Consider the following 11,858-nt stretch of genomic DNA (forward strand, 5'->3'; position numbering starts at 1 on the left):
GGTTAAACTTTTAAAGAATATGTTTTTGTGCTTTGTATGAAGAACGAACTAATGGTCCGCTTTCGACATGACGGAAGCCTAATTCAAGACCAAATTTTTCGTATTTGGCAAATTGGTCAGGTGTGATAAATTCTTTTACAGGTAAGTGTTTTTTACTTGGTTGTAAATATTGACCAATTGTAACAACATCAACATTTGCGTTTCTTAAATCTGTCATAGTTTGAAAAACTTCCTCTTCAGTTTCTCCAAGACCCAGCATAATTCCGGATTTGGTTCTGTTGATTCCTTTTTCTTTCAAATAACGTAAAACTTCCAAACTACGATCATATTTCGCCTGAATACGAACTTCACGGGTTAAACGACGAACCGTTTCAACATTGTGCGAAACTACTTCAGGATTTGCTTCTACAATTCTATCAATATTTCTTTCGATTCCTTGAAAATCAGGGATCAAAGTTTCAAGAGTAGTATTTGGGTTCATTCTGCGAATAGCTTTCACAGTTTCGATCCAGATAATAGAACCGCCATCTTTCAAATCATCTCTGTCAACACTTGTAATTACAGCATGTTTGATGTTCATGATTTTTATAGAACGCGCTACTTTTTCAGGTTCGTCCCAATCTACCGTTTCAGGTCTGCCGGTTTTTACACCACAAAATCCGCAAGAACGAGTGCACACATTTCCTAAAATCATAAATGTTGCTGTTCCTTCGCCCCAGCATTCGCCCATATTAGGGCAACTTCCTGAGGTGCAAATAGTATTTAGGCTATATTTATCAACTAAACCACGTAGTTCACTATATTTTTGTCCAATTGGAAGTTTTACTTTTAACCATTTAGGTTTTCCAGTTGGTATATTTTCAATGACTGTTTCCATATATCAAAATTCAAAGTACAAAGATAAGCAATGTAGTTTATTTGGGGATTCGTTTAAGATTTAATTTGGTATTGATCTATTTGGGATTTGCAAAAGCTTGTTTTGACGAAAGTTTTGTCTTAATGTTAAATCATTGTTTTTAAATCATGAAGTTGATTGAAACGTCTGTTTTTTGTTTGTTAATTTGAATAAGACGAATAATTTTGATAGAAGTCTGATTTTTACTCGTTTAAAATTTATATCTTTATTTGTTAAAAAAATAACCTTTAATCAAATAAAAGGTATTGATGTTGTACTACATTTGCTGTTAAATTGTAATAATAAAAAACATGAAAAAGAAATTTATTGTATTGGGAGTTTTATTTGCCACTTTTGGTTTTACTCGAATGAATGCGCAAATTAATTTAGGAGATAAAGCTATAGGAGCTCTTCAAAAAGGCGTTACAGGTTTTACATTTAGTAATGCAGATGCAGCTGCACTATCAAAAGCTGCAGTGGACAAAATGGATACTGAGCATGATGTCGCAAGTGCAACTGATCCTTATACATTAAGATTGAACAGGGTTTTTGGAAAATATACTGCAGGTGAGGGTTATACACTAAACTATAAAGTTTATAAATTAAAAGAAGTAAATGCTTTTGCAACTGCTGACGGAAGCGTTCGTGTTTATACTGGTTTAATGGATATTATGGATGACAATGAATTACTGGCTGTAATTGGTCATGAAATTGGTCACGTTGCCAATCATGATTCTCAGGATGCAATAAAGGCAGCATATAAAAAAGAGGCTTTAATGGATGCAGCAGCTTCGCAATCAGCAACAGTTGCAAGTGTTACGGATAGTCAATTAGGGAAAATTGGAAGTTCTATTATCGATAGTAAATTTAGCCGTAAACAAGAAGCTGAGGCCGATTTGTTTTCTTATAATTTCATGAAAAAGAATGGTTATAATGTAAATGCCGAAGAATCTGCCTTTAGAATATTGGCTAAAATGAGCGAAGGAACCGAAGCTTCATTTATTGATCAAATGATGAGTTCGCATCCTGATTCAAAACAAAGAGCTGAAGATGCTAAAAAACGTGCAGAAAAAGACGGTTTGTATAAACCATATGTACAGCAAAAAATTGTAAATACTGCGCCGGCAAAAACTACTACAACTAAAAAAGCGGCAACGAAGAAAAAAACAACTACTAAAAAGAAATAATAATTTCTTTTAGAAAATAAAAACCGACAAATTTCAAGAATTTGTCGGTTTTTTTATTTTAAGATTAACCTAAAACGTGATAGGCTAATACTTTTTGCACATCATAAACATTTACAGATTTATTGAATTGTTTTACGATACTAGGCTGTAATTCGCTGGCAACCCAGATTTTCAATTCGGCATCAAGATCAAAAGTTCCTGCAGTTTCTACACTGAATCTTGTGATGCTTTTGTAAGCAATTGATTTGTATTCGGTTTTGCTGCCTGTTAATCCTTGTACGTCAACAAGAATTAACCTTTTGTTAGTGAAGATAAAAGTGTCACGGATTAATTTAAAACCCATTTCAATTTCTTCACTGTCAGTTAAAAGTTGTCCGTATTTTTTAAGTAAATCTTCTTGGCTTACTGAACCAGCATTACCAAGAATAGCTGAAAATATTCCCATTTTTTAGTTTTTAATTTAATTTACAATTTTTTAGCCTTCTTAGGAACTGTAAAAGTAATTAAAAATAAAAAAAGGAGGTTGTTTTACCGTTAAGAGATTAAGTAATATAAAGGAGAATGTTTTTCTGTGTAGGTTGATTTATTTGGAAAAGCAAAAAAAAAGCAGAACCTAAGTTCTGCTTTTTCCAGTTTATTATTCTAGTTCTGTTTTTATAGTTATTGGGAGATTGTAGGCAGTTCTAACCGCTTTTCCGTTTAGCATTCCCGGACTCCATTTTGTTTTTAATGATTTTAAAACTCTAATCGCCTCTTTACCCATTCCGTAACCAGGATCTCTTTTTACTTCGATGTCAGTCATTGAACCATCTCTTTCGATCACAAATGAAACATACACTTTTAATGTTTTTTCTGCATCTAATTCAGGTCTGTTGAAATTATTCCCCACGAAAGTGTAGAATTTATTGATTCCTCCAGGGAATTCTGGTAATTTGTCTAATGCGGCAACAATTACAGGAACCTCTGGATTCACTGATGGTGTTACTATTATTTCTGGTCCGTTACCACCAGGTAATACATTATTACTAGGAGTTCCACTTCCTGGCGTAGCATTGTCAATAGCAGGACCATTTTGTTTATTAGTTGCAATTTCCGGTGCGGCCTCGGGAGCTGCAGCAACCACAGGATGTGTTAACTGAACTACTTCAGGAGCTGGTGCAGTTTGTTGTGGAGGCGCAATTGGTTTTGGCGGTTCTACTACGTGCGGGTGAATGTCAACTTTTGTTGGGTGTATTGGAATATCAGGAGCGGTTGGTGTTTCTATGACAGTGCCGCCTCCTAATTTATTAATCAACATCGACGCAGTTCCCAGACTTGCCAATAATAGCAGTCCCGCAAATAGAGCTGTAATTGTTGTTTTGGAATTCTCTTGGCGTAATTGATACGCGCCGTACTCTTTGTTTTTGTTTTCGAAAACAAGGTCGGTCCAAGTGGTTTCGTAGATGTTTGATTTAGACATGATTTTTGGATTTTAAGGTTAAGTAACTTTAAATCATAAGCAATTGGGTTTTGGTTTTAGCTAACAACGTAGGGATTGTTATTTTAGTATGTGAATAATTTATTTTTTTAAGAATAAAAGTGTAGATGTTTTATTCTTTATCTAAAGATAATAAATTATCTATTACGTTCAATGATTTCTGCTAATAATTTTTTAGCACGAAGTAACTTTACTTTTACATTGCTCAGAGGCTCGTCAATTTTCAAAGCGATTTCCTGATAAGTCATTTCCTGAAAGTAACGTAACTGGATTACTTCCTGATAGTGGGGTTTTAATTCTTTGATGCAAAGAAGCAATCTGGAGAGGTTTTGCTCTTTAATTAAAGCATCCTCAGCAGATGGAGTAGTGTCAGCAATATTGTAAGCCTGCTGATCCTCGGCGTCAGTGATTTCTATAAAAAGATTGGTTTTCTTTTTTCGAAGTAAATCAATATAAACGTTTTTTGCAATTGCAATTAACCAGGTATTGAATTGAAATTCAGAATTGTAAGAGGCTATTTTGTCAAAGGCTTTTGAGAAAGTCTCAATCGTAATATCTTCGGCAGTTGTTTCGTTTTCAGTACGTTTTAGCATGAAGCCGTATACTTCATTCCAGTAATAATCTAATAAAAAAGTAAAGGCAATTTGGTCGCCTTTTTTTGCTTTTTCTATTTTAGAATTTATTTCCAATGTACAGGTTTTGAAAAGATATTAGTTATAAAGATATTAATTTGCGTGAATATAAGCACGATTTCTACAATAGGAAACCAAATTTTAAGATCATTTTCTTTTAGTTTTCCTGCAGAAAATCCAATTACTGTCCAGATAACAGTGTATCGCGTTGCCAAAATTGCCAATACTGCAATCCATTGAAATTGGAAAGCCAGTAAAAGAATAACTAATAAAAAGAATAATAATTGTGTGCTAAAAAATAAACCCAATTGCATTTTATCAAAAAACTTATAATATTCTGCAGTAGAAGTATGTCTTCTTTTTTGGGTAAACCATTCTCCATAAGTTTCCTTCGGTTTTGAATAGGTAAAACTTTCCGGATTATATGAAATTGCGGTGTTTGCTTTATGTGCAGCCTGATTAATAAACAAATCGTCATCGCCGGAACGAACCTGAATATGATCTATAAAACCGTTAACATTAAAGAATTCTTCTTTTTTGTAAGCTAGATTTCGTCCAACTCCCATATATGGAAGTCCGATTTTTGCCCAAGAAAAATATTGAACTGCTGTTAAAACAGTTTCAAAACGAATTACTTTATTTAATAAGGAACGCTCTATTTTTTCATAACCGCCATAACCCAAAACAATAGTTTTGTTCATTGTAAATTGCGAAGTCATTGCAGTAATCCAATGTTTTGAGGTTGGGTAGCAATCAGCATCAGTAAATAATAAGTAATCTTTTCTTGATGCTTTGATTCCCAATGTCAATGCATATTTTTTGTTTCCCCAAAAGGCTTCATTATTTTGTACTTTAACCAAGCGGATGTTGGAGTATTGTTTTTCAAATTCTTCAAAAGCTTCTAACGTTTCGTCGCTTGAAGCATCGTCAATTAAAACAATTTCGAAATCAGGATAATCTTGTTCTGCTAATAGCGGAATGAATTTCTTAACATTTTCTTCTTCATTTTTAGCACAGACAATTACTGAAACGGGGAGGTTTTTGGGCGTAATCTCTTGTGGTTTACCAAAAGCAAATTTTCCAAAAATCCCTAAATAATAGAAAATTTGAATAACAACAATAGCAATAAAGAAGTAAAATAAAGTTATAAGCATCTGATTTTAATGTCTTTTAATTTCTGAATCTTGCGAGTGCAAATGTACTTATGAATTCCTAGATTTCAATGGCTAAAGCCAATTTACTTTCGACACTTCGACATTTCTTTTGCAACAGCAATAGCCTGAGGGTTTTCAGTTTTTTCTAATTCCGAAATTATATTTTTATAATTGTGATCATCTCTGTTTTGAGATAGTTTTTTAGTGGCTTGAATCTCATCAATTTCAATTTCAAAACCAAATATTCCTCTGGCTTCGCGCATCGTTTTTGTTGATAAATCTTCAACACGAACCGGATTTACAGAACCAGCTTCGTATTTATCAACTAGTTTTTTAAGCTGTTCTATTGTAGTTGTTTCATCAACAATCTTAATTCGCCCATAAACATGTACGGCTATATAGTTCCATGTTGGTACATTTTCGTGATCGTACCAAGATGAAGAAATGTAACTGTGCGGACCTGTAAATACGGCTAAAACGTGATCGTTTTCGGCAAAACCTTCTGCTTGCGGATTAAGTTTAGAAAGATGTCCTTGCAGAATCTCTTTTCCATCAGCATTAACTTCAAGTTCAATTGGAATATGAGTTGCACATAATTTTCCGTGAGTTTGATTGATCAGAATTCCAAAACTATTTTCTTTCAAAAAAGTTCTGATAGATTCCGGATCTTCGTCTTTGTATATTTTAGGAGTATACATTTTTATGAATTTTGATTTAAAGATTTTCCAAGGCAAATAGCTTCCGGTCGATCTGTATATTTTCCGTAATTCGGAATTGTTTTATATCCTATTTCCTTTGCTTTATCTTCTAAAAAAGCCAAAATACGTTGTCCGATTTTTTTTCCGGGAAATTTAGAATACATTCGTTTTACTTCACCAATAACATCATTAAAAGGTCTTATAGCGCCACAACCCACAATTTCATTGTCAAGATTGGCGATTACAAATGCAAACTTCGAATTGTTATATTGCCAATCTGTAAAAGAATTTTTTCCGTCACTTCCAAAACGAAGATAAAGATTTATGGACAATTCTTCGATAATTGCAGCGACTTTTTCATCGTCAGGATTTGCCGTTTTTATGGAAAGTGTCTGAGTCATTTTTTAAGGTGTAATGAAGTCTTTTTTAATGTTAAACAGCTTTGGATGAACACTAATCCATAAAATTGTAATTCCTGTCAAAGTAAAAAGAACTCCTCCAACAATTAATTGCACCGTAAAGTCATCAGAAAACGCAGCTGTAAAAGAGTGGAATAATTGGGAAAACACGCCTCTTCTAAAAAACTTAAGCCTTATAATAATGTACATTACTATGGCAACTATAAGTGTATTTAGGGATGAAAATTTATGTTTCCAATTCAGGAAAGAAACCAGAAGAATCCCAACTGATAAACCCAAAAAGATCCAAATATAGATACTTGGCCAAAAATCTATTATAATTTCTTTGTTAGGGAATAATTCGTTAAAGCATTCTGATCGTTGACCTTGAAAATGTTTTATAGCACAAATGTACTCTTCGGCTACTGAGTAATATCTTAATTGCAATATGCCATGAATCAGGAAAATCATTCCAAACAATTGTATTAAAATAACAAGGATATTAATTTTTTTCATTTAGAAATTAAATTGTTTATGCTTGTTTTTAAATGACATTGACTTCAGCTTCAATATGAATCCCGAAAGTTTCAAAAACAGTTTTCTGAACATCTCTCGAAACTGCCAAAATTTCTTGTCCGGTTGCATTTCCGTAATTTACCAGAACCAAAGCTTGATTTTTATGAACTCCCGCATCACCAAAACGTTTTCCTTTAAAGCCTGCTTGCTCAATTAACCAACCAGCCGGAACTTTTACTTCAGTTTCTGAAACTTCATAATATTTCATTTCAGGGAATTTCTGATGGATTTTATCGAAATCAGATTTCAACAAAATCGGGTTTTTAAAGAAACTTCCGCTATTTCCTAATTCCTTAGGATCCGGTAATTTGCTTTGTCTGATTGCGATTACAGCATTACTCACGTCTTTTAAAGTTGGATTTGCAATGTTGTTTTTAGCCAATTCCGCAATTATATCTCCGTACGAAGTATTGATTTTATGATTGCGTTTCGTTAATTTATAAATTACCGATGTAATAATATATTGATCCTTAATCTCATTTTTAAAGATGCTTTCACGGTATCCAAAATTACATTCTGTATTTGTGAAAGTTTTCATTTCCTGCGATTCAATATTTATTGCTTCACAAGAAATAAAAGTATCTTTTATCTCGGTTCCGTAGGCACCAATATTCTGAACTGGAGTTGTACCAACATTTCCCGGAATCAGGGACATATTCTCTAAACCGCCAAAATTATTATCGATCGTCCACAATACGAAATCGTGCCAGGTTTCTCCGGCTTGACTTTCTACCCAAACGGAATCGTCATCTTCTCTAATGATTTTTTTACCTTTTAAATCAATATGAATTACCAAAGCGTCGATATCTTTAGTTAAAAGCATATTGCTTCCGCCTCCTAAAATAAATTTTTTCTCGTTTTTGTGCTCTTCTAAAATAGTTTTCAATTCAGCAACAGAATGTACTGCGACAAATTGTTTAGCACTGGCTTCAATGCCAAAAGTATTGTAGTTTTTTAAAGAAAAATTGGATTGGATCTCCATAAATAAAAGGCTTTTTTGAATCCCGAAATGTTGGGATAATTCTGAGGTCAAAAGTAAGGATTATAATTTATTTCAGTTAGATTTTGTTAAAATATCGAATTGAAATTTTAATTCCATTTACAATACTTTTCGTAAGTTTTCTTAATGAAACATTTTTAATTTCGTAATTCAATTTTTACATTGTTCCCGCAATATTAAAAATTTTCTTTTGTATGTTTGATTCCCCTTATCAAAAAAACAAATAGATGAAAGTAACCTGCAAAACATTATTTCTTTTAATTGTAATTTTTCAATTATTCAGTTGTAATAAATCTAAATCAGAAACTGCAATTATTAGCAGTATAAATAAAGACACAAATGATGAATCAAAACTAGCAGTTAATGATCCTGTAAAAGATGATTTTTCTTTTCCTGTTGATAGTACTTTACAAGTTAAAATTCTTCAGTTGGAAACGTTTCATAGTGATGAAATTGATGAAAATTTCGATAAAAAAGTTTGGTTTGGACTTTTTAAAAATAATAATGATTATTCTCTTTCTGAAACGAAAGTATTTTTTAAGCGTGTCAATGATCCCATAATTGATGAGAATGAGCAAGACAAAACAGGTTGGGAAGTCAGCGCTTCTGTAAAAGATACTTGTTTGATTTTAATTGAAAAACTGCCTTATTTTATCGATGGGAATATATCAAATGTCAAAATACCCGAAAATATTTATCCAGAAGACAATTTTAAATTTAGCTACAAAGGCATCGAGTACACCTTGTTTGCGACAGGTAAAAAGAAAAGGGAACAATCAGATGCAGATTGGATTGTAGTTTCGAATTACAAATTATACTTAACTGCTGTGATTGACGGAAAACAAATTACAGAACTCCTGGTTGCAAAGAAAGATTTTGATGACCAGATGATTCAAATAATGTTTGCCGGAGATCTTGACGACGACAATAAATTAGACTTAATCATTAATACAGCAAGTCATTACAATGTTTCGAGCCCAACATTGTATTTGTCTAAACCTGCTAAAAAGGGAAGAATAATTAAGCCTGTTGGAGTTTTTACAACTGTTGGGTGTTAATTAATAAACCAAAAATAGTATTGTAGTCTTTATTTTATAGCGGCAATAAATCGTTGCATTTCTTTTTGGGTTCCTATTGTAATTCGGGTCCATTTTCCGTTTTCTTCATAAATTCTGGTTCCTTGAATGTTATGATCTTCCAATTGTTTGAAATAATCTTTTTTATAATTCTCTAAAGAGAAATAAATAAAATTGGAATAAGACGGAATACAAGTTAGGTTTAATTGAGTGAGTTGTTCTGTAGTATATTTTTTTACTTCTTGATTCGAAGTATAAACTTGGTGAATGAATTTTTCGTCGTCTAAAGAAGCAATTGCCGCCACAGCCGATACAATACTCACAGACATATTTGGACTTGATTTCAAAGTATTGAGTTCGTCAATTGTTGCCGAATGTGCAACTGCATAACCAATACGACCGCCTGCCAAACCATACATTTTTGAGAATGTTTTGGTAACAATCAGGTTTTTATTCTCAAGAACCAGATCGCTTAAGGATTGTTCTTTTGTATAATTGATATAAGCTTCATCGACAAATACAGTGGTTTTTTGTGTGGCTTCTTTTATAAAAGAGACCAATTCTTCTCTATTACAGATTGTTCCTGTTGGGTTATTTGGATTACAGATATAAATCATTTTTGTCTCTGAATCAATAGCTTTCAAAATGGCGGGTAAATCATGTTTTTTGTCTTTGGTTAATGGAACAGTTATTTTCTTGAGCCCTAATTTTTCATAAGGAGCAGTCCAATAATCAAAAGTGGTTTCGGCCATTATAAAATTCCCTTTTTTGGATGCCGTGTATTGAAGTACTAAATCCAGAATTTCTGTTGATCCTGCACCAAGCGTAATATTATTATCTGAAACGTTATTCTTCTTAGCAATGAGAGCGATTAATTCCGGCCAAAGTTTCCAGCCGTATCGATTGCTGTTATTAATGCTTTTTGCCATCGCAACACGAGCTAATGGAGACGGACCATAAGGATTTTCATTTGATCTGAGCAAAATTGGAGAATTGTCTAAATCAGGTAAAATGTATTCTTCTGTAGGGCTTGCAAAAGCTTCAATTTGACAAAATCCCAATCCTAGCGTACCTAAACCTATTTGTTTTAGCCAATTTCTTCTGTTATTCATTTTTTACTATTAGATTAAATTAAACAATTCATTACAACAATATGTCGTTGAGATGGAAGAAAAGTTACGCTCTGATTTGAATATAATAATATGTTGTTTTTTTAGGGTTTATTGATTGTCAAAATCAGCTTCTTCTTTTAAATGTGATGCTATTATACAGCCAATAACAAAGCCACTTATAAGCCCTCCAATGTGTGCTGCATTATCAATGTTTCCAAATAATCCCATTAATAAATTGTAGCCCACAAATATTGCACTGAAAATTAAATAAGCTTTGTTTAATAGTGGTGAAAAAACTTTTCGAAACGATAACGCAATAAAAAGTCCATAAAGCCCAAAAATTGCTCCTGACGCTCCAACGCTTACAGTTGCGTTATGCCACCAAATGCTGGCGAGACTTGCAAAAATTCCTGTAGCGAGATATATTATAAGATATTTTGCTTTTCCTAAAAGAGGTTCCAGAAATAAACCAACAATATAAAGACCAAACATATTTGAGACTAAATGCATTATACCGCCATGTAAAAAGACAGATGTAAGCAATCTCCACCATTGTCCGTCTTCGACAAAAGGTCTGAAGTTTGCGCCCCAATCAAGCAGATCTTTTCCTTTAAAAGTAAAAAGTCCAAAACCTGTACAAACCATTAAAATGAAAATGAAGAAGTTGAGGTTAATTAAAATTGGAGTGATGTAAAAATCTTCTCTTGGCACTAAAAAATCAAAAGTATCTTTTAGACTTTGTAATTTTGATTTTTCCCCAATTTTAGAATTTCTGAAACTTTGTGGTTGAAGTTTGGTAAAAAATATTAGGATAAACCAAAATAAAAGGCCAATTCCTAAACTGCCTAAAAACCATTCGAGTTTTTTACCGTTTCGATTTTTAAAAGGTTCTTCGTGAGCTTCTAATAAAATAGGTTTATTAAGATCGTAATGTGTGTTTTGCTCAATTGCCGAATTAAAATTGTCATGATCCTCGGTATTTCCTACTAACTCTAAATAAGTAAATTGATTAAAGTCTGTGTGTTCAAATTCCTGTTCAATTCTCTTAGCAAATTGTTTGAATCTAATCTGTTTTTCGATATTGGATAAACGATTACTTGCCTGTTCTGAATATTTTTTTCCTAACCAATATTTGCATTCATGTTTAGACGTTTCTTTGGCATTTTCTAAGATGGGCATTGCAACGTAAATAAGCATATCAAAGTATTCGTTGTTCTTTCCGGATACATTGGCAGTATTTAAGACTCCGATATTCTTTTTGTCAATATAGAATTTTTGTAAAGTATAATATTTTGTCTTTTCATGTTTTGGAATCTCTGAAATAGTTTCAATTGGAGTTAGTTTTCCAGTTGCAGTAATCAGATATTCTTGTGCAATCATAGTGGGAAGTGCAATTACAACAACTGCCATGAAAAGAAAGAAGATAGATTTATTATCGTCTTTAAATTTTAAATTTTTTAATCTTGGTCGTAAGAAAAAATAAACAAGTATGCATGGAATACCACAAGGAAGCCAAAATTTTAGAAGCATTTCCTTAACAGAAAATAAGTCTAATTTGATAAATAAAAACCAATGTAAGAAAGTATAAATGAAAATAAAACCTATTGCAATTATTAAAAAAGGCAAGTAAATTAATTTGATTTTTTCAAAAAG

General features: G+C 32.6%; 13 protein-coding genes. 2 read left to right on the forward strand and 11 right to left on the reverse strand.

Annotation, left to right across the window (positions count from 1 at the left end):
- Window positions 1-10: 10 nt before the first annotated feature.
- Window positions 11-877: a lipoyl synthase gene (lipA, locus tag EAH81_RS12775; protein ID WP_140507576.1), complete on the reverse strand. Its 867-nt coding sequence runs from the start codon at window positions 875-877 to the stop codon at window positions 11-13.
- A 329-nt stretch (window positions 878-1,206) separates the two neighbouring features.
- On the opposite strand from lipA, the gene EAH81_RS12780 reads away from it, so the two are divergent.
- Window positions 1,207-2,082 carry a M48 family metalloprotease gene (locus tag EAH81_RS12780; protein WP_140507579.1) on the forward strand — a complete coding sequence of 292 codons (876 nt, stop codon included), beginning with the start codon at window positions 1,207-1,209 and terminating at the stop codon, window positions 2,080-2,082.
- Between the two features lie 64 nt (window positions 2,083-2,146).
- On the opposite strand, the gene EAH81_RS12785 is transcribed toward EAH81_RS12780, so the two are convergent.
- The 8 genes from EAH81_RS12785 to murB form a co-directional block, all read right to left on the reverse strand.
- The gene (locus EAH81_RS12785) at window positions 2,147-2,527 is read right to left on the reverse strand and encodes a PH domain-containing protein (RefSeq protein ID WP_140507582.1); all 381 of its coding nucleotides are present in this window, start codon (window positions 2,525-2,527) and stop codon (window positions 2,147-2,149) included.
- A gap of 192 nt (window positions 2,528-2,719) precedes the next feature.
- Window positions 2,720-3,541, reverse strand: coding sequence for an energy transducer TonB (locus tag EAH81_RS12790; protein WP_140507585.1), 822 nt, complete (start codon window positions 3,539-3,541; stop codon window positions 2,720-2,722).
- A 155-nt stretch (window positions 3,542-3,696) separates the two neighbouring features.
- The gene (locus EAH81_RS12795; RefSeq protein ID WP_140507588.1) at window positions 3,697-4,248 is read right to left on the reverse strand and encodes an RNA polymerase sigma factor; all 552 of its coding nucleotides are present in this window, start codon (window positions 4,246-4,248) and stop codon (window positions 3,697-3,699) included.
- On the reverse strand, window positions 4,239-5,345 hold the full coding sequence (locus EAH81_RS12800; protein ID WP_140507590.1) for a glycosyltransferase: 1,107 nt from the start codon (window positions 5,343-5,345) through the stop codon (window positions 4,239-4,241). The genes EAH81_RS12795 and EAH81_RS12800 overlap by 10 nt, the downstream gene beginning before the upstream one ends.
- Window positions 5,346-5,428: 83 nt before the next feature.
- Window positions 5,429-6,043: an FMN-binding negative transcriptional regulator gene (locus EAH81_RS12805; protein ID WP_140507592.1), complete on the reverse strand. Its 615-nt coding sequence runs from the start codon at window positions 6,041-6,043 to the stop codon at window positions 5,429-5,431.
- Between the two features lie 2 nt (window positions 6,044-6,045).
- Complete coding sequence (locus EAH81_RS12810) at window positions 6,046-6,444, reverse strand: GNAT family N-acetyltransferase (RefSeq protein ID WP_140507594.1); 399 nt, start codon at window positions 6,442-6,444, stop codon at window positions 6,046-6,048.
- 3 nt (window positions 6,445-6,447) lie between these two features.
- Window positions 6,448-6,957, reverse strand: a complete 510-nt coding sequence (locus EAH81_RS12815) for a hypothetical protein (protein WP_140507596.1) — start codon at window positions 6,955-6,957, stop codon at window positions 6,448-6,450.
- Between the two features lie 28 nt (window positions 6,958-6,985).
- Window positions 6,986-7,999 carry a UDP-N-acetylmuramate dehydrogenase gene (gene murB / locus EAH81_RS12820; protein ID WP_140507598.1) on the reverse strand — a complete coding sequence of 338 codons (1,014 nt, stop codon included), beginning with the start codon at window positions 7,997-7,999 and terminating at the stop codon, window positions 6,986-6,988.
- Window positions 8,000-8,244: 245 nt separating this feature from the next.
- Here murB and EAH81_RS12825 point away from each other — a divergent pair, with 245 nt between their 5' ends.
- Complete coding sequence (locus EAH81_RS12825; protein ID WP_140507601.1) at window positions 8,245-9,075, forward strand: hypothetical protein; 831 nt, start codon at window positions 8,245-8,247, stop codon at window positions 9,073-9,075.
- A gap of 29 nt (window positions 9,076-9,104) precedes the next feature.
- Here EAH81_RS12825 and EAH81_RS12830 read toward each other — a convergent pair whose 3' ends face one another.
- Entirely contained in the window at window positions 9,105-10,205 is a 1,101-nt protein-coding gene (locus EAH81_RS12830; protein WP_140507604.1) for a pyridoxal phosphate-dependent aminotransferase, read from the reverse strand.
- Between the two features lie 108 nt (window positions 10,206-10,313).
- Window positions 10,314-11,615: a rhomboid family intramembrane serine protease gene (locus EAH81_RS12835; protein ID WP_161595807.1), complete on the reverse strand. Its 1,302-nt coding sequence runs from the start codon at window positions 11,613-11,615 to the stop codon at window positions 10,314-10,316.
- Window positions 11,616-11,858 lie beyond the last annotated feature (243 nt).

It is taken from the genome of Flavobacterium pectinovorum (assembly GCF_006438875.1).
Lineage (GTDB): Bacteria > Bacteroidota > Bacteroidia > Flavobacteriales > Flavobacteriaceae > Flavobacterium > Flavobacterium pectinovorum_A.

Coding starts and splice junctions, on each gene's coding strand:
- EAH81_RS12830 (WP_140507604.1), bottom strand. CDS start 10,205: ATGAATAACAGAAGAAATTGGCTAAAACAAATAGGTTTAGGTACGCTA.
- EAH81_RS12825 (WP_140507601.1), top strand. CDS start 8,245: ATGAAAGTAACCTGCAAAACATTATTTCTTTTAATTGTAATTTTTCAA.
- EAH81_RS12805 (WP_140507592.1), bottom strand. CDS start 6,043: ATGTATACTCCTAAAATATACAAAGACGAAGATCCGGAATCTATCAGA.
- murB (WP_140507598.1), bottom strand. CDS start 7,999: ATGGAGATCCAATCCAATTTTTCTTTAAAAAACTACAATACTTTTGGC.
- EAH81_RS12780 (WP_140507579.1), top strand. CDS start 1,207: ATGAAAAAGAAATTTATTGTATTGGGAGTTTTATTTGCCACTTTTGGT.
- EAH81_RS12815 (WP_140507596.1), bottom strand. CDS start 6,957: ATGAAAAAAATTAATATCCTTGTTATTTTAATACAATTGTTTGGAATG.
- lipA (WP_140507576.1), bottom strand. CDS start 877: ATGGAAACAGTCATTGAAAATATACCAACTGGAAAACCTAAATGGTTA.
- EAH81_RS12810 (WP_140507594.1), bottom strand. CDS start 6,444: ATGACTCAGACACTTTCCATAAAAACGGCAAATCCTGACGATGAAAAA.
- EAH81_RS12790 (WP_140507585.1), bottom strand. CDS start 3,541: ATGTCTAAATCAAACATCTACGAAACCACTTGGACCGACCTTGTTTTC.
- EAH81_RS12835 (WP_161595807.1), bottom strand. CDS start 11,615: ATGGCAGTTGTTGTAATTGCACTTCCCACTATGATTGCACAAGAATAT.
- EAH81_RS12785 (WP_140507582.1), bottom strand. CDS start 2,527: ATGGGAATATTTTCAGCTATTCTTGGTAATGCTGGTTCAGTAAGCCAA.
- EAH81_RS12800 (WP_140507590.1), bottom strand. CDS start 5,345: ATGCTTATAACTTTATTTTACTTCTTTATTGCTATTGTTGTTATTCAA.